The organism is Bacteroides sp. D1, from assembly GCF_000157095.2.
GTDB lineage: Bacteria > Bacteroidota > Bacteroidia > Bacteroidales > Bacteroidaceae > Bacteroides > Bacteroides xylanisolvens.
This window is the reverse complement of record NZ_JH114349.1, coordinates 25,590-47,897: the sequence shown is the minus strand read 5'-3', so window position 1 is coordinate 47,897 and position 22,308 is coordinate 25,590. Positions and strand designations below refer to the sequence as shown.

The 22,308-nt window shown below is 42.5% G+C and carries 12 protein-coding genes; 4 read left to right on the top strand and 8 right to left on the bottom strand.

Features of this window, described 5'->3' with window-relative positions:
* Window positions 1-395 precede the first annotated feature (395 nt).
* Entirely contained in the window at window positions 396-2,738 is a 2,343-nt protein-coding gene (locus BSAG_RS04885; RefSeq protein ID WP_008018379.1) for a BamA/TamA family outer membrane protein, read from the bottom strand.
* Between the two features lie 2 nt (window positions 2,739-2,740).
* The gene (locus tag BSAG_RS04890; protein ID WP_008770339.1) at window positions 2,741-7,252 is read right to left on the bottom strand and encodes a translocation/assembly module TamB domain-containing protein; all 4,512 of its coding nucleotides are present in this window, start codon (window positions 7,250-7,252) and stop codon (window positions 2,741-2,743) included.
* A gap of 381 nt (window positions 7,253-7,633) precedes the next feature.
* Between BSAG_RS04890 and BSAG_RS23705 the strand changes: the two genes are divergently transcribed.
* Window positions 7,634-8,692 carry an acyl carrier protein gene (locus tag BSAG_RS23705; RefSeq protein WP_004313045.1) on the top strand — a complete coding sequence of 353 codons (1,059 nt, stop codon included), beginning with the start codon at window positions 7,634-7,636 and terminating at the stop codon, window positions 8,690-8,692.
* Between the two features lie 305 nt (window positions 8,693-8,997).
* On the opposite strand, the gene BSAG_RS04895 is transcribed toward BSAG_RS23705, so the two are convergent.
* The 4 genes from BSAG_RS04895 to BSAG_RS04910 all read right to left on the bottom strand — a co-directional run bounded on the left by BSAG_RS04895 (window position 8,998) and on the right by BSAG_RS04910 (window position 14,875).
* A complete protein-coding gene (locus BSAG_RS04895; RefSeq protein ID WP_008018376.1) occupies window positions 8,998-11,313 on the bottom strand; it encodes a hybrid sensor histidine kinase/response regulator in 2,316 nt (771 codons plus the stop codon).
* A 34-nt stretch (window positions 11,314-11,347) separates the two neighbouring features.
* Entirely contained in the window at window positions 11,348-12,706 is a 1,359-nt protein-coding gene (locus BSAG_RS04900) for an MATE family efflux transporter (RefSeq protein WP_004313043.1), read from the bottom strand.
* A gap of 85 nt (window positions 12,707-12,791) precedes the next feature.
* The gene (locus tag BSAG_RS04905; protein ID WP_004313042.1) at window positions 12,792-14,030 is read right to left on the bottom strand and encodes a M16 family metallopeptidase; all 1,239 of its coding nucleotides are present in this window, start codon (window positions 14,028-14,030) and stop codon (window positions 12,792-12,794) included.
* A gap of 5 nt (window positions 14,031-14,035) precedes the next feature.
* Complete coding sequence (locus tag BSAG_RS04910) at window positions 14,036-14,875, bottom strand: peptidylprolyl isomerase (protein ID WP_004313041.1); 840 nt, start codon at window positions 14,873-14,875, stop codon at window positions 14,036-14,038.
* 87 nt (window positions 14,876-14,962) lie between these two features.
* Between BSAG_RS04910 and BSAG_RS04915 the strand changes: the two genes are divergently transcribed.
* The 3 genes from BSAG_RS04915 (at window position 14,963) to BSAG_RS04925 (ending at window position 18,649) form a co-directional block, all read left to right on the top strand.
* Window positions 14,963-16,336 carry a sigma-54-dependent transcriptional regulator gene (locus BSAG_RS04915; RefSeq protein WP_004304936.1) on the top strand — a complete coding sequence of 458 codons (1,374 nt, stop codon included), beginning with the start codon at window positions 14,963-14,965 and terminating at the stop codon, window positions 16,334-16,336.
* Between the two features lie 215 nt (window positions 16,337-16,551).
* A complete protein-coding gene (locus tag BSAG_RS04920) occupies window positions 16,552-18,108 on the top strand; it encodes a sulfatase (RefSeq protein WP_004313040.1) in 1,557 nt (518 codons plus the stop codon).
* 274 nt (window positions 18,109-18,382) lie between these two features.
* Window positions 18,383-18,649 (top strand): hypothetical protein, encoded by a 267-nt coding sequence (locus BSAG_RS04925; protein ID WP_004299920.1) that lies wholly within the window; start codon window positions 18,383-18,385, stop codon window positions 18,647-18,649.
* Between the two features lie 119 nt (window positions 18,650-18,768).
* Here the strand turns inward: BSAG_RS04925 and BSAG_RS04930 are convergent, their stop codons facing one another.
* Together BSAG_RS04930 and BSAG_RS04935 are read right to left on the bottom strand one after the other, a co-directional pair.
* Window positions 18,769-20,340 carry a LamG domain-containing protein gene (locus BSAG_RS04930; protein WP_004313039.1) on the bottom strand — a complete coding sequence of 524 codons (1,572 nt, stop codon included), beginning with the start codon at window positions 20,338-20,340 and terminating at the stop codon, window positions 18,769-18,771.
* Between the two features lie 36 nt (window positions 20,341-20,376).
* Window positions 20,377-22,305, bottom strand: a complete 1,929-nt coding sequence (locus BSAG_RS04935) for a RagB/SusD family nutrient uptake outer membrane protein (protein WP_004313038.1) — start codon at window positions 22,303-22,305, stop codon at window positions 20,377-20,379.
* Window positions 22,306-22,308: the final 3 nt, after the last annotated feature.

The following is a 22,308-nucleotide window of genomic DNA, read 5'->3' as shown; positions in this document are numbered from 1 at the left end:
CTCCTACTCACACCCTTCACTACGCTAAAGGACAGAAACTCGCTTCGCTCAAACAATCTGCCCTTTTTAACGCTTCGTTACGGGTGTTCGCTTAACAGAGAAAAAAGTAGGTCGGAAAACCTTTCGGCATGTAAACCTATGCAGAATCAAAAGTACATCAATGACAAATCAAGAAATCCGGTAATTCATTAACCTGTGCAGCAAACACGCCGAAAGGGGATCGGCCTCGTTTTTCCGGCGTTAAGCGCAGGCGTTTTCTCCAGCGTTAAAAAGGGCAGACTGTTTGAGCGAAGCGAGTTTCTGCCCTTTAGCCGGAGAGAACACCGGAGTAGCCGGAAAGACGCAGCCTTGAATTTTCTTTGGTTCTTTCTTTGTTTCAAGACAAAGAAAGAACGTTAGAAGGGATAACCGATAGCAAAATGTATTCCCAGATTCTTCATAAAGGATCCTGTGACATTGTAATATCCGCTTCGTTCTGTATCGTAAGGCAGATGCAAAGGAATACCGAAATCAAGACGGAACACAAGAATATCCATATCATAACGAATACCGACACCGGTGCCCAAAGCGATCTGTTTCGGGAACGTTTTCAGTTCGAGTTGTGAATTGGGACGGGCCTCATCCTTGCGCATCAACCAGACGTTTCCTGCATCCAGGAAAGTGGCTCCCCAAATGCTCTTAAAGATACGGAAACGATATTCTACATTTGCCTCAAAACGGAAAGTACCCGTCTGGTCGAGGTAAGAGTAGCGGCTTTCTGCCGGATGGTATCCGCCCGGGCCGATGCTACGTACCGTAAAAGCGCGGATGCTGTTGGCACCACCCACATAGAATTGTTCGCTGTAAGGGGCTATCGTTGCATTACCGTAGGCGAAGAGAGCACCCAAAGCTACACGGGAAGCAATCTTATTATTCTTGTCCATATTCCACAAATGGCGGAATTCCGTATTCAGTTTCACAAACTGCGCGAAAGGGACGTTCAGCAAACGTTTGTCCTCTTTGCTGAAAGACTGACCGAAAGCACGGTAAATCACCGAGGTCAGGTTACCGGCAGAGGTTACAGTCGATTGCCACCAAATCGGATTTTTAATACCGCGTGCGGAAGCATTATCATAGGTATAGGTATATTCCATAGCAGGAATAAACTGGTCTTTCAAACTGATATATAATGCAGGATTAGCATCGGCAATTTCCCTGAATTCTTCCGATTGGTGTTGAAGGACGTTGAATGTCAGTTTGAAAGGGGTAATACTATGACGGCTTGTACGTGTCGGTTGGAAATCGTAGGTAGCATTTCCGCCGAATGACAATAGTTTATAATACCTGGCACGGTTCAACTGGTCGATGTATAAACGGAATGTAGTGGTAGCTGGGAAGTCAAACTCCCTTTTCCCCCAATGCGGGAAAACCACGTGCGGGAAAGTCAGAGAAGTAGAAACTCCCATCTCCCAGCTGTTCATTAAAGAGCTTTTTTCTCCTCCGCCGGTTTGCCATTCATAAGAGCCTTTCAGCTTCACGTTCCAGCTCTCGCCACCTCCGAATACATTGTTCCGGGTGACGCCGAATGATGCCCCGGGACCGGTTTGGTCGTTACTTTTGGTTACGACATTCAATTCCAGTTCGGCGTCCAGCGGCTTGGCAAACGTGGCCTGCATGGTTACGTTCAGCGTATCACAAACGGCTGTCGTATCTTTCGGAGCATATTGCAAATCCAGATAACTGAAGATTCCCAACTGGCTAAGTTTCTCCTGCACCTGCTCCTGTCGATACTGACTGTAAAGACGAGTGCGATTGGAAGCCCGCATCTGTGCATTCCGCACAAACTGTTGATAGTTCAACCAACGATAAAGCATATTCGGACGTACCTGCAATTTCTTATAATAATGTATATTCAGATTCTTATACATCATGCTGTCATTGGGCGCCTCACCATTCTTGCCAAACAGGTAAACAGAGGCATCTCCTACATAGTAAGGACGTTGTGCCGCAGCGGGTAATCCCGGAACGGGAATCAGACGAAGGCTGATATGTCCACCGGGAACCAATGTCGTATCTGCCTGATAAGTCATATAATCGGGACGGAAGTAAAAATATCCCCGGTTACGCAACAGCGTACTGATACGGGTACGCTCTTCATCCAGATCGACCACGTTGAACTGCTCGCCGGGACTTATATAAGACATTCGACGTCCCCGTTCCATAATGCGCAACGTTTGGGGAGTGAAACGCTGATAATAGACCGTATCTATAAAATAAGGATTCTTCATGTCTACCGTATAAAGAATACTTGCTTTCAGGCTGTCTTTCTTATCGACCAATGTTTCATAAGTCACTTTCCCATTGAAGTAACCATAATCACGGAGCAAGTTTGTAGCCACCTTGATGCGGACCTCCGGATTGACAGTGGAAATAAATACCGGAGGGTTAGCAGCCAAACGGTTGAACATCCACTTTCCAAATCCTTTTTTATATTTCACAAAGTCATTGTACATCCACATCTTAAAAGGAATAGGCAGAAGCCCTCCCAACATCTTCGTACTGGGAGTTTTATCAAGGGCCGCCTCAATCTCTGTCAGGGCCGTCCCTCCTACCGGTGTTGTCGACTTATTCTGTATGACAGTTTTTCCTCCTGTATAAAGTACCTCCCCTTCGGGCAGATGCTTTGTCACCGAACAACCCGAAAATAAGATGATACCCATCAGGCAACTTATTAATATGTTACTATATATACCTTTCATGTTTACTTCTTTTTCTTAAAGATGAACAGTTCGCTAAGTTTATCCAGCTTCTTGCGAAGTACCAGACCGACTCCGGTTTCCGTAATCTCGCCTTCGAGTACACTCTCGTAGTTTTTATCGTAGAACAGACGGACATAACGAGTTCCGGTTCTATCCAAGCGATATTCCAGAGAGATGTTATCGATGAAAGATTCCGCGTCATTCGTCGCATTCTCACCCGTAGAAACTTTACCTCCGATTACAATCTGGAAACGGTTATTGAAGAGACGTTGTGAATAACGGAAACTGTAATCCGTACGCTTACCACCCGTATCCGACAAATCGTGATCTTCGATACCGACAGAAACGCTGGCATTTTTCAGGTTCCCCATCAATGAGTTGATTTGGCTACTTAATACGGAGTTCAATGCAGAACCCATATTCAGTTTACCCAGTCCACCACCTCCGCCACCAATCGGTCCGGTGCCAAGGTAGGTTTTCATAACCATGATATATAGAGCCTGTTTACCTCTCTCTTCCGCTCCCATAGCCGTCAATTCATTTTGTATGGTTGCGTCTTCGGGGGCAGATACGTCAAAGGCGAAAGAAAGATTATCCAGTCGGTTCTTGACGACGATGGACACATCAAAATTAACCATACGTGTTCCGCCATTCTCTCCTTCGGAGACAGAAGCACGGATACGGTCGGTTGCTTTGAAGTTCAGCATCGGGTCCATAGGATTTCCCGTCCATTCCACATAGCTGCCGTTGTCGATAGCAAATTCTTTGGCAGCGATGACAGGCAAAGCATATTTCATCAAACCACCGCTCAACGTATAGCGTCCGGTCAATGTCAGATCTCCTTGCGGAGTATATTTCATTGAGAGGTCACCTCCTCCCTCCAGCTCAACACGATTGTCATTGCTTGCGTCCAAATCGACTTTCAAACGAACGGACGGGTCGATGTGTACCATCATCACCATATCCAGCCCGCCTAAAGAAACAGTCGGCACTTCTTGCTGAACAACCGTCGTGGTGTCACTAAATGAAGTAAAGGTTACCAAACTTCCCAAACGGTCCTGCACAGTCAACGGTGAATCGGTCAATATATAAGAAACATCTGTATTGCCCAGCAAACTCATGTTTCCACGCATATTCAATCCGTCTAACGGCCCTTTCACCGTTGCCCGGAAATCAGCATATACTTTTCCGTAAACCAGACTTTCACGGGTACGTTTGGCATCCAGAAGCGTATAGTTCTGTGCCAGCAGATTCAGATTTGCCATCGGCCGGGACATATCTCTGAAATCAACAGATCCGTCAATCGTAAATGGATTCTTTCCTGTTGTATAAATAGCGAACTTATCAAATTCCAAACGATTATTCTTTATCTGCACCGGGCGGTTATCGAACCGGAAGTTAGCACCATACTGCCGGGAAAGGACAGTAACACTATCCAATATCAGTTCGCCATTAATCAAAGGTTGTTCGGTGCTACCGGTAATGTTCAGATTACCATCCATATCACCGGCTAATGTAACCATCTGATCGGGAATGAATACGTTCGCTACACGGAGCGGGAAGTGTTCCAGAGTAGCATTTACTTCCAAACTATCTTTTCCTGTCCGGGTTGGAACCAATTTGCCATCTGCCACCATCACTTCCACATTGTCATGATTCAGATAAGCGTTAAGATATTGTTTTCCTTGTTCACCCGGCAACCAGGTAGCTCCTAATGTCACATCACCAATTCGTTGACGTTCATAAGTCAGCTCGTCAATAGATGATTCAACCGAGAGTTGAAGATCTTTTTCAGTCTGCACGTAGTGTGCTTCCGCAGAGAATAAACCGGTTATTTCCGGGAAGTAAGGCAGTACTTTGCTCAATTCGGCTAAACTGATTCTTCGGATTTCGACATCAATATTCTGTAAAGAAACAGTGTCCCCCCGCACCGAATGTACACGGAATCCCATTCCTTCATCGTCCCACATATCTACATTAGCGTATACACGCATATTCTTATGCACATAAATCCAGTTGTGATTCTCATTAAAATGGAATTTCTGGAAGGCGATAATCGGTTCTTCCGGGATTAATGTGAAAGCTAATCCATCGCCTTTTCCTTGCCCTTCAAACAAAGGACGCGCATTGACACCGAGCAGTACGCCCGTTTCTCCTTTTCCATTCTTAAAATCTACCAGCAGTTCCGCATCCCGGTCACGAATCTCTCCTGTCAGTGTAGTAGAGAAGGAGAATTGCGGATTCTTCGGTCCGTTAATAACACCGGCACGCAATTTCATGAGTGTGGTATCTTGTTTGACTGTAAAGAAAATCGTGTCCAGTTGCAAGGTGTCTACTTTCAAAGCATGAATAGCGGCTTTTCCATTAATTCCCCAATTAGGAGCTGCTCCGAATTTCACAGAAGCATCATGGTAAGCTATCTTTTTAGTAGCCAGAAAATATGCCAAAGGGTTTTCTTGTCCTGCAGAGAAAGAGAAAACTGCCGTCGGTAACGCCTTACGCAGTTCAGCGTGATTCAATGCTTTCTCATCAATCTGCTTCATCAATACATCCACAAAGTGAGTAGATTGGCGAATTAAAGGATTAACGCCGGAACGTGCGCTCAAGTCGAGTTTCATATCTCCGGAAACGAAATGTGCCGAGACTAAATCCCGACGAGCTTCGGCAGCTAAATTAAAAGTAAGCGGACGCTTCATTGGCTGTGGCATGATTCCTAATTCATGTAAATCCAGTTGAGTGACATTAACCGTTATCTTACCATCAGGATAACTGTGCGCCAAATTATATTCCGCATCGGTTGTCATTTTCAATAAAGCATTGTCACTTGTCAGATGTGCGGTGACCAGTGCGCCTTTAAGGTCTCCTGTCAAATTAAGATTGGAGAGATGATATTTTGCATAATGAAGCTGATCTAATGAAAGATTCAGTTTGGCAAAAGAATGATAAGACATGACATCCAGTCCACGACCATTAGCCGCAGCCGAAAGAGACAGTTCGTAGATAGAATCTTTCGGAAGGAAGTTATGGAGTTGCAGATTGTCTATCTTCAGATCAGCTTTGTAAACTTCGGTAGATGTATTTAATGCTGCATTCACGTCCATAGCTCCTTTCCCCTCTTTCAGACGGAGGCCTGCTTTATATTCAGGACCTTTGATATCAACTTTCGCCACCAGATTCATGCTGTCAGGGACTACAATCGTACCATTGGGAGCCTCTCCTGACAGAGCGGTCAAGAAGTTCAAATTTTGAGTTGTCATTTTCAGCCCAATGGTTCCGGTACGAGTCAGGCTGTCAGCCAGGTTTTCTATCATACCGCCGCCTTCTAAAGCAAAAGCACCCGGCAGGTCTACCGTAAAACGGGAAATCTGCATTTGTTTCAAGTTACCGTCCGTACCGGCACGAATGACAAGCGGACGAAATGGATAGGCTTCTTTAAAGCTATCAGGCAATCCTCCTGCAAATAACATAACATCTTCTTTGCCGATATAGGCATTGAGATTGGCGGACAAACGTCCTGTAGTCGGGATGTTGACAAGTTCCCAATAGGTATGGGCAGATAAATCTATTTCAGAATGAGGGGTTTTTAGTTTTAAACCGGGAACACTAATGATTGAATCGTTAGAGTATGCTCTACCTGTCAGTGAAACAACACTTAATCCGGAACGTTCATTCATTGTAAACTCACGAATGACCGCATTCATGTCCCTGCCTTTATACAACAGGGAATCCAAAGCGATGCGAACATCACGAACGGCAATATGGGAAGCATCAAAACCTTCTATTGGTTGCGCAGTTCCTGTATCATAACTGGCGGAAGTTCCCGACAACAGAAACTTCTTCAAACCATAAAACTGATTTTTCAAATCAGCCTGTGCATCATCAATAGCAGCCTCCCCGATATGAGCTGCCATCCGCATGGAATCAACAGGAAGTTGCATACTGAATGATACATTCTTTAATTTCAACTGATGAAGATCCACTTTCCAGTTTACAGGAGCAGAGGCTGTGGTATCTTTAGGAGTGGTGGTAGTATCATTCATCAGCAACTGCACATGGGTATCAGACAGTTCGGCCTGATTGATAATCGCTATTTCATTGGACAAGTCAACACCATGGCTTTGCAGGAAGAAACGTCCTAAAACGCCTTTAATCTTCATTCCTTCCATCAAATTGGCTGAATTAACGGCTACCCGGCTCAAAGTGACTTCATCCACTTCGACTTTTCCTTTTATTAACGGCCATGCCTGCACACGGACATTCAGGCTTTCCAAAGACAAAAGAGTATCCGGCTGTTGAATAACCTCTACGCCACGAACCAACAGATTAAGCGGGAAACGAAGGTCTATCCGTTCCACCTGAATCTGCATACCGGTTGCCTTAGAGGCGTATGCAGTAACCTCCCGACGCAAAAGATTCTGAACGGGAGGAACATAAAGCAATACCATTAGTATTACAAAGAGTATTATAGGAGTAAGCAGTATCCAGCTTACCCAGCGTATCCATTTTCGTTTCATGTAAAATGTGTCAGTGTAAATAAGGTGACACAAAGTAAACAAATTATTCCGAAAAAAGGTTGACGAGATGAGTAAAATGTTTAGGAACAAAAAAATATACTTATTACGATTTACCGTTTTCCAATAATCTTATCTCAAAAATGACTAGACATTTCTATTCTCAAGATATTAATATTCATTATTAGTAAAGTTTTACTCCAAACAAAACATAGCAGCATAATAATATGTTGTAAAACAAAAAGTTTTATTTTTTAATCTATAAGTTATTACATATATTTGTGAAGAAGTCTATCCATAATACAATAGACAATAGATATCAAAGCATTATCTGTTATAAATAAAAAGGAAACATCTTAATTGTTAATTCTAAAATTAATCATTATGAAAAAAAGAATTCGTACATTAACAATGGGAAGTATCTTAGTTTTACATTTAAGCTCATGTCAAGAATCGTTAGACTATAATTTTTACGACCTTAAAAAGATAGAACCGCCAGTAATTAAAACTCTTAGTAGTAATGAAAATGACATAGATGAGAAATTAAATACTATAATTTCTACTATATTAGATATCATCCCATCAATGTATAATGATAATACAAGATTCATTGAAGATATAGGAGCTGATGAATTGAAGATGCAAGCCTTTTTCAACAAAGTAGAAGAAACATTTAATATAAAGTTATTTGATTCTGAAAAAGACAATTGTAAAACTGTTGGAAATCTAAAAGCACTTCTAAAAAAATTATGTTATCCAAAAACACAACAATACTACAGTAATTATGGGCCTGTTATCTTCCAAACAGAAAATGACATTATACCAAATTTCGATTTATCATTTAATTTAAATTGTACTACAAAATGTATGAATCAGCGTTCCAACATTATTTCTGAAGTTACCAATATAGATGCTACAGTTACACCTTTTAATTTTTCATCTGATCAAGATTGGATAATTACAATAACATATAAGTCAGAAAAAGGTAATTACATTGCAAAAACTTTAAACACAGAAATTACATGGAAAGGAACAGTTACTTCAACTATTGCTTATACAAACGGAAATAAAATAATAGAAAAATGGGAAGTAATAATCCATGCTATAGTATCAAATGAAAGAGGGTTAGTTCTCACAACATCGAATATAGAAAAAAAAGGTAAAGAAATAAAACCTAATAAAGAGTCTGATAATAATAAAGATGATTTATCTCACTACACATTTGAATTCTTAAAAAAGATTATTTCTGAGCAATGTAATATTGACCCAGCCTTTATACATAAAGAGTCTCAACTCATTCATGAACTCAATTTAGATAGTTTAGATTTTATTGAATTAATAATGAGAATTGAAGAAGAATATGGAATTGATATTTCTGCAGAAAATGCAGAACGATTAAATACAGCTGGAGATCTATATCAATACATCATAGAACATGCCTAATAGAGAATGATTTCTAAAAAACTTATTAAATGAAAGAAGCTTTCTCTAGCCACTAAAATGAAAAAACTTTTTTATGTTTTCCAACAATAAAAGACACATAAAAATCTATTTTGGAACTATTTCATTAAAACAAGCTATATCATCATTGGCTAAATAGATAAAATCGCTATCATGTAATTTTTCAGAGATTGAATTTCTTTTTTCCCTCTAGTCAGCAACCTCCGTTATACATATTTTAGATTAAAATCAAATATATCGACATTACTCTGTGATAAAAAGAGTCACTACACATATAGAGAACTATTTTATTTTTGGAGGAGATATTGCTCGTATTCTCTAGCTTTTGTCAAAACTATCAATATCTCTTGGAGTACATGGTCGGTTTTTTCTTTTACTTTCTTCGAAAAGTCTTGCCCTCGCTGTACCTCCAACCATTCTAAAAGAGGTATTGCTTCATCCACTCCAATCATTGTAAAGAGAGGGAGGAGCTTATGCGCCATAGCAGCTATCCCGTCCACCTCTTTATCGTTCAGCGCTTGTTGCATCCGTTCGATATTCTTACCTGTTTCTTCAATAAAAGTCTGAATAATGGAGGATGCCGCTTCCGGATCGTCTTCAGAATAAGCAGTAAGTGCAGAGAAGTTTATTCCGGCTGTTGCCATATCTTCTGTGATATGCGCTTCATCAGCCGAGAGTTGTCCTTCATTTACCGTCATCAATAATTCTTTTACTGTAAACGGTTTATGCAGACAACCGGCAAAGCCATGTTCATGTAAAGCAGCCTTATCCATTTCGCTACGGGCAGTCACAGCAATGACGGGGATTGTTTTTGCTTGTGGTATATTAGAAGCCCGCAATAATTTTACCAAATCAAAACCGTTAATGGCAGGCATTTGTATATCTGTCAGCAATACATCGAAGACGGAAGAGCGAAGCTGTTCAACCAACTGCTCCAGCTGTTCACAACATACCGCATCGATACCATGTTGTTTCAACATGGCAGCAGTCAGATTCAACTGAATCTTATCGTCATCGATCAAAAGAACACGGATGACTTTCATCGGAGGAATCACAGCCGACTCCTCTGTTATATCCGCATTTTCGCTTTCAGTAGATTCACTTTCCGCAATGGATTTACCTACCGGATAAAGAGGCAGAGTTACAGTAAAACAGCTTCCTTTTCCTAATGTGCTTTGCACGTCAATGGTTCCTTCAAGCAAGGTTACCAGTTTCTTCACAATAGAGAGTCCGAGTCCGAAACCTTCTTCTCCCTGTGCACCGGAAAGACGTGTAAACTCCTGAAAGATACGTTCACGATCTTCTAATGCCATTCCTTTTCCTGTATCAGCGATGGCGATGGTTAACTTAGAAGAATCATAACCGGCTGTCAGGCTAATCTCTCCTTTTTGAGTAAACTTTACGGCATTAGACAAAAGGTTGTTCACTATTTGCCGGAGTCGCAAAGGATCACTGATGTATCTTCCGTTTAGTTCCGGGGCGACGTGACATTGCAAGGCTAAACCTTTGGCAGCGGTCAAAGGTTCGAAACTGACATAAATTTCGTCGAACAGCTGGGAAGGGTTAAAGGTTACACGGTTCACTTCCGCTTTATTGAGATCGAGCCGATGGAAATCGAGCAAGTCACTGACTAGTTTCAACAAATGTTCCGAAGAGCTTTTCATATTGTCGAGGTAGAACCGTTGCCGTTCATCTTCTGTCAGTCGGGACAGAAGTTCGGTATATCCCATGATTGACCCCAGTGGCGCCTTAAAGTCGTGAGTAATGGCCAGCATTAATTTCTCACGGGCAACAAGCAAATCTTCCGCGCGTTTATTCGCCACCTCCAATTGCTGACGATAACGGTTGCTGCGAGAGATATCCCGCATAATCAATATCAGGAAAAAAGCAGATAATAGTACGGCACCAACCGCGATACCGCCGATGATACGTGCCGACCGCATCCTCACTTCCTGTTGAAGTTCGGCATCCTGACGGGCACGCAGGGTCATTTCTCCCTCATATTGTTTAATCAGACTATCCATTCGTGCCGTCAACTGCGTATTCATCCGTTGGTACTTTGTACTGGTACGCCGGATGGTTCTCCTCCGTTGCAACCGTTTTTCTTCGGTAGCCATGCGGATTTTCTGTTGAAGAGAATCTTTAGAGGTAGTCGGTTGGAGAATGGTATCAGTGGCTACTTCCAGCGATGTATTAATTAATACGGCACTGTCTTGTTTAGAAGGGGAAAACACTTCGGCGAGCCGTTTGAAGAATCCCTTCTTTTTAGGAGTAGTTATTAACGAGTCACGCTTGGTAATGACCCGATGTTGTACCCGTTGCTGGGTAATGACAGAATCTTGTTCGGAAATGATTTCTTCAATCTCCGAAGCAGAGAGAAGGCTGTCGTTTGCTTCACTTAACACCCGCAACATCTGAATCGTGTTTTGATCTTTCTCGTGGAGAAGGGTCAATAGACTATCAGTTCTTAAGTTCTGCTGATCGTCGGCTGCCGACAATGCTTCCATCTCACGATGTACAAACACCAGCGAGAAAAGGAGGATCGCCAGTAACAAAGTGTAACCGGCGGTTATTTTCAACTTTGTAAAACGGAAGGAAGCCATTGGGGTAAAAATTTTAAGTATTAAGTTTTAAGTATTAGGTTTTGGGGTGGGGTTCGGGGAGTTTTGTCATGTAGTGGAAACGCCACCAGAGCATTAGTCCCGCACTCGTCAGACCAAAAGGAAATGCCATCCAGACACCTACTATCCCCCATCCCATTACAAAGCCGCAGAAATATCCTACGGGAAGCGAAATAACGAAATAGGCGATAAAGGCGATAACCATCATTAGTTTTACATCTGAAATTCCACGCAAAGCATTGGCGAAAGTGATTTGAAGCCCGTCGCCAAACTGATAGACAAGGAAAGGAAAAATTAAAGATGTCACCATAGCAACCACTTCCTGGCTGTCGGTAAACCAGCTTCCCAAGTAATTCCGGCAAAGGAAGACAATCAAGGAAAGCACGACACCCAATGTCATCATCAGATGAAAACCGGCATAGGCTGAACGGCGTACATTGACGATGTCATTCTGGCCTTTGAAATTGCTGACACGAACAGCAACAGCAGCCCCCATACCGTAATACATCATAAAGGTAAACTGCGAAATAGCCAACATCACCTGATGAGAAGCCAAAGCGATCGTACCTAGCCAACCGATCATGATAGCACTCAAACTAAAGGAGGCTGTCTCCATTCCCATCTGGAAAGCAATCGGCCATCCTAGTCCATTCAAGCGTCCAAATACTGCACGTGACCATCCCAAACGGAAAAAGCCAATCTTATAACGGACGAAACGCGGACTACGCATAAAGATGATTATAAATACAATCACCATCACAATACGCGAAAACAGCGTACTGATACCTGCTCCCAACAAACCTAATTCGGGCAATCCGAGTTTACCGTAAATCAGGATATAGTTTCCTATGATATTCAAGACATTTCCTCCAAGCAATATCCACATGGCGGTTTGGGTATCCGTTATTCCGTCTGTGAATTGCTTGAATCCATTGAAAAGCATGACAAACACTAATGAAGCAAGCAAAACAAGGTAATACGGTTTAATCAAAGGAATCAATTCTTCCGGCTGTCCGAGATGCTCTATATTCAGATAAAGAACGGTCATACATATAGTCAGCAGCAACGCAACCATCAGATTTGCCAACAAACTGTTGCGCAATGCCTGTCCGGCAGGAGCATACTGATGAGTCCCATACAACCCTCCTACAATGGGAGTCAGTCCATACGAAAACCCTGTACTGAAAATAATCGCCAGATTAAACACATTATTTACGAAGGAAGCTGCTCCCAGCTCAATCGTACTATGATGCCCGATCATTAATGTATCAGCAAATCCGAGAACGATCACTCCTATTTGCCCGATCACAATCGGTAGTCCGAGAAAAATTAGTGCTTTATAATGCTCTTTATATGTACTATAAATATGTCTCATTTACTTTTCCGTTACCTAAACGTATCTCCATTTTCAGGCAAAGGGACTTTCCCCTTTCACTGATAAATTATAAAAAAGAGAGAATTTAATTTTGTTGTTTCTTATAGTAAAGTACAACCCCGTTCTCCTTCCGGAAAGCGGATTGGGCTACTGTCCGCAATTGTTCCGCCGTGACAGAACGATAACGTTCTACTTCTTTTTCCATGTCTTCCGCCCGGCCAAGCAATTCGAACCAGGCCAGGTTGGTTGCCACATTCAAATAATTGATGTTGCCGAATATCTGGGTGGACTCAAATTTGTTCTTCACTTTTTCCAGTTCCTGTTCGTCAACCAGTTCTTGCTGTAACAGTTCCAGTTCTTCCCTTACTGCCGCTTCCGCCTGCTCCAGAGTGACACCAGCCGAAGGCTTTCCACTAATATGGAATAACCCCGCATCTACACTGCCTGAAATATAGGCATCTATGCTCGAAAATAACTGTTTCTGTTGTACCAAACGCTGGTTCAATCGACTGGAGCGCCCATTGCTCAACACATCCGACAAAATATCAAATGCATAATAATCCGGATGCCGATGGTCGGGCATGTGATAGGCCATAAACAAAGCATCGAGAGGCACATTTCTCTCTACCGTCAACCACCGTTCTTCTGTCTGTTCCTGTTCTTGTGGCAGGTTCCGCAAAGGAACTTCCCGACGAGGAATAGAAGCGAACCATTTTTCCGTCAAAGCAACAGCCTCTTCGAAAGAGATATTGCCGGTCACAGCCAATATCGCATTATTAGGAGCATAAAAACGGAAAAAGAATGCCTTTACTTCTTCCAGCGTAGCATTGGCAATATGCGACAACTCTTTTCCAATCGTAGGCCATTGATAAGGATGCGTCTGATAAGCCAAAGGGCGCAAAAGATGTCCGACATCTCCATAAGGCTGGTTCAAACAACGCTGCTTGAACTCTTCCATGACCACTCCCCGCTGTACCTCCAGGCTCCGTTCGCTAAAGTCAAGACTCAACATCCGGTCGGATTCCAGCCAAAAACCGGTTTCTACATTCTGACGAGGTACAGTGAGGTAGTAATTGGTTATATCATTATTCGTCCAGGCATTATTCTCTCCACCTGCCAATTGAAGCGGCATGTCATAATCGGGAATATTCACCGACCCTCCGAACATCAGGTGTTCGAACAGATGGGCAAAGCCGGTATGCTCGGGATCTTCGTCGCGAGCTCCCACATTATATAATATATTAAGGGCAACCATCTGCGTACTCTCGTCCTGCGAATGTACCAGACGTAACCCATTTTCAAGAATATGCCTGTTGATTTTCATACGATTCAGTCAAGTATTGTCACCTTTGTTATCTTTACATCTTCTTCGGGACGGTCGCTGCGGTCTGTTTTCACCTGCTGGATTTTATCCACAATGTCCATACCTTTCACCACTTCGCCAAACACGGTATATTCGCCATCCAAATGCGGAGTACCACCCACCGTGGTGTAGGCTTCTATCTGTTCCGGAGTGAAATGAAATTCCGGTTGTTTAGCTGCCATTTCCTGTGCCTCTGCAAACAACTTTTCCTGCAAATCATAAAGACCGTTTTCGTCATTTGCTTTTCGCATCTTATAAATTTCCTTCATGTGTTTCTGTGCCAGCGTATTGAAAATAACATTAATCTTATTCTCATTCATCTGGCTTTCCATACCCAGCAAGGTAGAGTCATTGAACACCTTACCTGTCACGATATAGAACTGACAACCGGAAGATTCTTTCTTCGGGTTCACATTATCTCCCTGACGGGCAGCGGACAGGGCACCTTTCTTATGGAAATATTTAGGATATACAAATTCAGCGGGAACAGTATAACCTACATCTCCCGTACCCAGCATTTTTCCTTTCGGTGCATTCTTTGAGTCCGGGTCACCAGCCTGAATCATAAAATCTTTGATAACACGATGAAACAGTGTGCCTTCATAAACACCGTCCTTCACCAGTTTGATAAAATTATCACGATGTTTCGGTGTCTCATTATATAGTTTCACCTCGATATCTCCTACAGTTGTCTCAATCTTTACCAACGTTTCTTTATCCATGTCTCCTCCTTTTTTTGTTCCGGTTTTGCAGGCAGTAAGTCCGCAAAACGATATGGTTAATATTATCAATAGAATCTTTTTCATAACACTTTTATTTAATTTAAGTTTGCAAATATACCACTTTCGCCTAAATCCTCTTACCTTTGTGACTTAAAAGAATCAAAACCTGACATGATGAGCTCCATATTGATCGTTGAAGATGATATCACTTTTGGAATGATGCTAAAAACCTGGCTAGGCAAAAAGGGCTTTGAAGTATCATCAGTGAGTAATATTGCCCGCGCCCGAAAACATATCGAAAGCCAAAACGTCGATCTGATTTTATCAGACCTGCGACTACCCGACCACGAAGGTATCGATCTGCTGAAATGGATGAATGAACAAGGCATGGACATTCCTTTAATCATCATGACTGGCTATGCGGATATACAATCCGCCGTACAGGCAATGAAACTGGGAGCACGTGATTATATAGCCAAACCGGTAAATCCGGAAGAATTACTGAAGAAAATTTCTGAATGTCTGCAGTCTGAAAAGAGTCCTGCTACTCATAACGTTGCTAAATCTTCTTCTAAAAAAGGTGCTTCTACTTCATCTAAAGATTCAACAGAAAATCATCGTGCTTATCTGGAAGGAGAAAGTGATGCAGCCAAACAACTCTACAATTATGTAGGTCTGGTAGCTCCGACCAATATGTCCGTACTTATCAACGGTTCCAGCGGAACAGGAAAAGAGTATGTGGCGCACCGTATTCATCAACTTAGCAAACGAAACGATAAACCGTTTATTGCCGTAGATTGTGGTTCTATCCCCAAAGAACTGGCTGCTTCCGAATTTTTCGGTCATGTGAAAGGTTCGTTTACAGGTGCTCTGACAGATAAAACGGGGGCTTTCGTTGCAGCCAACGGTGGTACTATCTTTCTGGATGAGATCGGAAACCTTAGTTATGAAGTGCAGATACAACTGCTTCGTGCCTTGCAAGAGAGAAAAATACGTCCGGTAGGTTCTACACAGGAGATATCGGTAGATATTCGTCTGGTATCTGCCACCAATGAGAATCTGGAACAAGCCATTGAAAAAGGTACTTTCCGTGAAGACCTTTATCATCGTATCAATGAATTTACCCTCCGTATGCCCGATCTGAAAGAACGGAAAGAAGATATTCTGCTCTTTGCCAATTTCTTCCTCGATCAGGCAAACAAGGAACTGGATAAACACCTGATTGGTTTCGATGCAAAAGCATCGCAAGCTTTAATGAATTATCATTGGCCGGGAAACTTGCGCCAAATGAAGAACATCGTCAAAAGAGCAACTTTATTGGCACAAAGCAGTTTCATTACTTTATTGGAATTGGGGACCGAGCTTTTAGAAACTCCTGCATCCAGCAATACGAGCATTGCATTACGCAATGAAGAGACTGAAAAAGAGCATATTTTGGAGGCGCTACGCCAAACAGGAAACAATAAGAGTAAAGCAGCGCAATTACTGAATATTGATCGAAAGACTTTATATAATAAATTGAAATTATACAATATTGATTTGTAACAAGTTACGTTCTTGCATTTTCTCAAGTATTCTCATGCCTATGAGAAAATTTTCTCAATGCGATGAGAAAAAGTTCTCATTACTATGAGTATTTATTCTCATCACGGTGAGAAATGATTCCTTTTTGTAGTGCTCGAACTTATCTTTAACCGAATCTATCGCATTACCAGATATTATTAATTTTAATGCATATTCCATAGAATAAAATGACCCCCATGAATAAAAAAACATTATTACCCCTTGCATTTGTGCCACTCGCAGTAACCAATCTGCAAGCACAAAGCAATATGCAAATAGAACGCGCGGACAAACGTCCGAATATCATTCTCTTTATGGTAGACGATATGGGATGGCAGGATACTTCACTCCCATTCTGGACACAGAAGACACACTATAACGAATTGTACGAGACTCCCAATATGGAGCGGTTAGCCAAACAGGGAATGATGTTTACTCAAGCGTATGCCAACAGTATCAGTTCTCCTACCCGGTGCAGCCTCATCACCGGAACCAACGCCGCACGTCACCGAGTAACTAACTGGACGCTGCAAAAGAATACAATGACAGACCGTAAAGATAGCATTCTGGCAGTCCCTGACTGGAATTACAATGGAGTAAGTCAAGTGTCCGGCACTAATCATACTTTCGTAGGAACCTCCTTCATGCAACTGCTAAAGAACAGCGGTTATCATACTATACATTGTGGAAAAGCCCATTTCGGAGCGATAGATACTCCAGGGGAAGATCCGCATCATTGGGGATTCGAGGTAAATATTGCCGGACATGCGGCCGGTGGACTTGCCAGTTACCTGGGAGAAGAGAACTACGGACATACCAAAGATGGGAAAGCGGTATCACTGATGTCTGTTCCCGGATTAGAGAAATATTGGGGAACGGAAACCTTTGTAACTGAAGCATTGACGTTGGAAGCCATTAAAGCACTGGATAAAGCGAAAAAGTATAATCAGCCTTTCTATTTGTATATGTCGCAATATGCCATCCACATTCCTTTGAACAAAGATATGCGCTTCTATGAGAAGTACAAGAAAAAAGGAATGACAGACCATGAAGCTGCTTATGCCACACTGATTGAAGGAATGGATAAAAGTTTAGGTGATTTAATGAACTGGCTGGAAAAGAATGGAGAAGCCAACAACACTATTATCATTTTTATGAGTGATAACGGAGGACTTGCATCCGAATCCGGATGGCGTGACGGCAAGCTGCATACACAGAATTATCCATTGAACAGTGGTAAAGGTTCTACTTATGAAGGCGGTATCCGCGAACCGATGATTGTCAGTTGGCCGGGAGTAGTAGCTCCGGGAAGCAAATGCAACAACTACTTGTTGATAGAAGACTTCTACCCTACTATTCTTGAAATGGCAGGTGTCAAGAACTACCAGACAGTTCAACCGATAGACGGTATCAGTTTCATCCCTCTGCTGAAACAGACAGGCAACCCAGCTAAGGGTCGGAGTCTTTTCTGGAATATGCCTAACAACTGGGGAAATGACGGTCCCGGAATCAACTTTAATTGTGCCGTTCGAAACGGTGACTGGAAATTGATTTATTACTATGGAACAGGAAAGAAAGAGTTATTCAACATACCTGATGATATAGGGGAAAGCAACGACCTTAGTGCACAGCATCCGGACATCGTGAAGAAACTTTCTAAAGAGCTGGGCAACTTTCTAAGAAAAGTAGATGCACAACGACCGACTTTCAAAGCGACAGGTAAACCTTGTCCCTGGCCGGATGAAATTAAGTAAATAGATTACCTAAATAAAAGAACTGTGGCGGGGAGTGTGGAATAATTCCACACTCCCCGCCACAGTTTCCACACACTCCACACATACTTCCCCACTATCCTAATTGGCATTATCTTCCTCATTCCCTTATTTATCAATTACTTATCATACATTATCTAATTTTGGCACGCACTTTGATCTTTAATTAGACGTTAGCGAAAAGCAATAACCGATTCCTTAACACAAAGGTAGAGAATTGAAAACATATGTCTAATAATCATTAAAGCAAACGATTATGAAAAAATTAGTATTAGTAGTAGCAATGTTTATGTTTGTTTGTGGTGGTTCATTCCTTGTAAAGGCTCAGAGTTCTGCAGAAGCTGTGACAGCCCCGACAGAAATCAATGCAACAGTTGTCAATGATACAGTAGTAAAAGATACTGTAACTAAAGAAGACGCGCCTGCAAAGGCATCACTGGTTGCACTCGCCGCCAATGTCAATGATACAGTTGTCACAGACACTACATCAAAAGACAAACCGGCTGAGCCTGTCAAGGAATAACCTTGCCAACAACATGCAGGACATAGTCTGCCGAAGAATAGTAAGCACACTACAAAAAAAGCCATCCCTACTTTCGTCTATTCCGGGGATGGCTTTTTTATTATCCTATCTTCTTACAATCATTCTGTAGGAGTACTTGTTTCCAATATCGGATCTGTTTTCCAACTTGAAACAATATTTGCCGCCTCTGCTTCGAAGCTCTTTCCTGCCAAGGACACAAATGTCTTGGTATTACCATTTCCATTATTGAATAACCAATTAGCTACCATTCCATCCTTATCCTCACTCAACAACTTGCCGCTCTGCTCGGAGATCTGTTGATCCGACAAAGCTTTTGTCCAAATACGGGCATAACTGATAGCTCCGTTCAACCGGCGTTTACCATCAGACTGACCGATGTAGAAATCAGAAGTAAGATTGATCTCTTTCAAATCATCCGGCGTACCGTTTGATAATTGAAGCGTTTCTCTGACACCATTTACATACAATGCAATCCGTTCGCTTCCGCTCTTACTATTATCCAATACCACAGCCACATCATACCACTTATTGGTTTCTATCTTAGTAGAGCCCTCATAGCGAATACTACCTTTATCATCTGCAGCAAGCTGAAGGAAACGTTCTTCATCATTGCTTCCTCCCTTATGCACGTCGACACGCAGCAAGAATTTCTTCTCTATACCCATCACCGTATTAATCCGGGCATTTCCATTGTCATTGCCATTCAACGACTCAATATTGAAACGAGCCTCAAATGTGATCGTACTCAAAATCTTTAGCGATTCATCTGCCGTACCATTATATTCAAACGGTACTTTAAAGTAATTACCGCTGCCCAGGTTCGCTACTTTATCTGCCTGTACCACCGTAACGGTCAGACTTAATTCCTGTTCCGCTTCGTCTCTGACAAACACGGTAGTGATACCCGCTTTTTTACCTATTAAATTGAAACGAGTGTCATCCACCTGCTGAATAGCTACAATCTCTTCATTCTCTGCTGTCAGACTATAACCTCCGTTCCCTTTTTCTACCGTAATCATGATCTTATTGTTGACTCCCACTCTCGGTGTCAGATTGGAGACATCAATAGAAATCGGTTTTACCGTCACCTGAACCACTGCCTGTTTTCCTTTATGGTCCGTAAAAGTCACTGTTGTATGTCCGTTCTTCAAACCTGTCAAAGTATAGAAAGGACGGAATTGATCTGTATTAACCATGCTGACAACCGTTTCATCCTCCACCTCATAAGACAATTCATCATTGCTGGAAAAGTTTCCCATGCTAACAATCAGTTGCTTTTCACCGGCAACTTCCAAGATCACCTCCGGTTCATTCACTTCCAATTCAAATACACCTACATTCACAGAGATATTGGCAACTACTCCTTCTCCATCCATTACTTCAACGGTAGTGGCCCCATTCTGTGAGCCACTTTTTACAGTTATTAATTCGCCGGAAACGGTAGCCGTTGCAATGGCAGTGTTGAAACTTCTCACGGTATAGTTTCCGTTTCCAACCACTACATTCACTTTGGCTTCCTCATTCTGCCCGATACGTATTACCGGTTTGTTCACAATCAACTCTATCAAGTCTTTAGCCACATCGTCGTCATCATCGTCATCACAACCTGTAACGGCAAACGATAATACCGACAAAAGCAACAGACACATATATGTATAGATTCGTTTCATCTGATTTTCTTTTTAAAGTTATACATTCCTACCGGTTTACCATCCGGGATTTTGCTCAATGGTCGGTGTCTTCTGCAACTCACTCTGGCGAATCGGGAACAGATAATGCTGAATTGAGAACGTACGTTCTTCCACGCAGAAACGCTCCATTCTATATTTCACACCGTCAACCGTAATGGCCCCATTCTCATCCTGCACCGGACGCATTCCGTTAATCATTCGCTGGCAACGAGGCAATGCACCGTTATTGGCAGCCCAGTATTTCTGTGTACGTTTTGAATTGTCACTCCCGCTCGATTTCCAAAGGCTTTCCTTTGCTAGCTCTTCCTTACTGGTGGGTTCCAGATACAAGCGGCAAGTCCACGGACGTTTTCCCTCATAAAAGAGTTCCACGCGACGTTCGCGCTGAATGTATTCACGCATCAACTGTTGATTAGTCTTTACTTCCGGCGGCATCGGTTTCATAAAAGAACGTTCACGAACCGTATTCACCAATTTATAAGCTTCATCGATATCCTCGCCCAATTCATTACAAGCCTCTGCATAAATATAAATAAACTCCGGAAGACGCCAGATGGCTGGCGCATTGATACTGAAGTTACCGGATTTGTTCCATGACTCCTGTTGGAATTTACGTAAATAATAACCGGTAGTAGTTGCATTGGTAGCACCAATCTTATCGGAACCACTCGCCGTATTGATCGTTTTCGACTCGTTCTTATTATTACGGTAAGGAGCTCCGTGATAAATTACATCGCGATAGAAACGCGGGTCACGAGTACCTTTCACATACGGATTAGTATCATCATAGCCACCTTTGCGGGCTTCTGCCGAATATACCGGATAGCCATAATCACCTACAATATATTCGTATTCATCCACTTGTTCCTGCACCGGTTGCTGGCGCGAACTTCCCTCACGGCTGGGCGGATAAATATCACCCTGCCATGCCTGATCCTTGCTCTTCGTCATAAAGAACACATACTCATTGGCAAAGGCATCCATATCATAAAACATATCCCACAAACGAGCATATACACGGCTGTCATTCAGATTACCGTCAGCCGGATCCTTGAAATCATTTGCATCATGTTTCGTATAGAGAGAATAACGCTTGGTGCCGCCGACTTCGAAATCCAGAACGGCTTTAGCCGCTTCTTTGGCTTTTCTCCAACGAGTAGCATCATAAGCATACTCATTTTCAAACACACGACGCAAGTTGTATCCATATTGAGAAGCACCATTCCACAACGGAGTAGCCGCTACCCAGCGAACAAAAGAAATCAATCCCAAACAGGCTCCCTTATCCACACGACCAAAGTTCTCGGAAGTTTTCACATACTTATTAGGAACCATGCCATAAGCAGTTTGCGCATCGGTCACAATCTTTTCAACCATCGAATGAACAGATTCTTTCTTGAAGTCCATATTATCTCCGGCATTAATCACACGGTCAATATAAGGAGCTTCGCCATACATACGCAGTAACAGCATGTGGAAATAACCACGCATGAAATACATCTCACCGATACGGTTACGAAGATCACCATCCTGTTGAGGGTTGTCGGGCGTGTTATACTTCTGTACATTTTCTATAATCAGGTTCGCTTTACGGATCCCTTCATAAAGAGCTTCCCAATATTGCCCTACACTACCGGGCAAAGAATTCGGGTTCCAGGCACCGTTATTGAAGTTATTCGTAATGTTTCCCTCGACGTTGGTTCCTTCACATTCGTCCGTAATGGCACTGTTGCTGAAGTGCTCGAAAAACACCAGCGGACGGTCTGCTTTCTTTGCAGCCGCGTATACGTCGGAAACCAGTCCGTTCACTTTTTCGTAACGGGCAAAAACGTCCGCTTCCGTAATATTATCATCATCGTCCCGATTCAAGTAATCGCTACATGAAGTAAAGACCAACGGCAGGACCAATAAAGCAATTGCTGAAAATCTATATAACTTTTTCATATT

What these genes read in the sequence shown, in the direction of transcription:
- BSAG_RS04905 (WP_004313042.1), bottom strand. Translation starts at nt 14,030, where the DNA reads ATGAAAATCAACAGGCATATTCTTGAAAATGGGTTACGTCTGGTACAT.
- BSAG_RS04925 (WP_004299920.1), top strand. Translation starts at nt 18,383, where the DNA reads ATGAAAAAATTAGTATTAGTAGTAGCAATGTTTATGTTTGTTTGTGGT.
- BSAG_RS04885 (WP_008018379.1), bottom strand. Translation starts at nt 2,738, where the DNA reads ATGAAAGGTATATATAGTAACATATTAATAAGTTGCCTGATGGGTATC.
- BSAG_RS04890 (WP_008770339.1), bottom strand. Translation starts at nt 7,252, where the DNA reads ATGAAACGAAAATGGATACGCTGGGTAAGCTGGATACTGCTTACTCCT.
- BSAG_RS04900 (WP_004313043.1), bottom strand. Translation starts at nt 12,706, where the DNA reads ATGAGACATATTTATAGTACATATAAAGAGCATTATAAAGCACTAATT.
- BSAG_RS04930 (WP_004313039.1), bottom strand. Translation starts at nt 20,340, where the DNA reads ATGAAACGAATCTATACATATATGTGTCTGTTGCTTTTGTCGGTATTA.
- BSAG_RS04920 (WP_004313040.1), top strand. Translation starts at nt 16,552, where the DNA reads ATGAATAAAAAAACATTATTACCCCTTGCATTTGTGCCACTCGCAGTA.
- BSAG_RS23705 (WP_004313045.1), top strand. Translation starts at nt 7,634, where the DNA reads ATGAAAAAAAGAATTCGTACATTAACAATGGGAAGTATCTTAGTTTTA.
- BSAG_RS04910 (WP_004313041.1), bottom strand. Translation starts at nt 14,875, where the DNA reads ATGAAAAAGATTCTATTGATAATATTAACCATATCGTTTTGCGGACTT.
- BSAG_RS04915 (WP_004304936.1), top strand. Translation starts at nt 14,963, where the DNA reads ATGATGAGCTCCATATTGATCGTTGAAGATGATATCACTTTTGGAATG.
- BSAG_RS04935 (WP_004313038.1), bottom strand. Translation starts at nt 22,305, where the DNA reads ATGAAAAAGTTATATAGATTTTCAGCAATTGCTTTATTGGTCCTGCCG.
- BSAG_RS04895 (WP_008018376.1), bottom strand. Translation starts at nt 11,313, where the DNA reads ATGGCTTCCTTCCGTTTTACAAAGTTGAAAATAACCGCCGGTTACACT.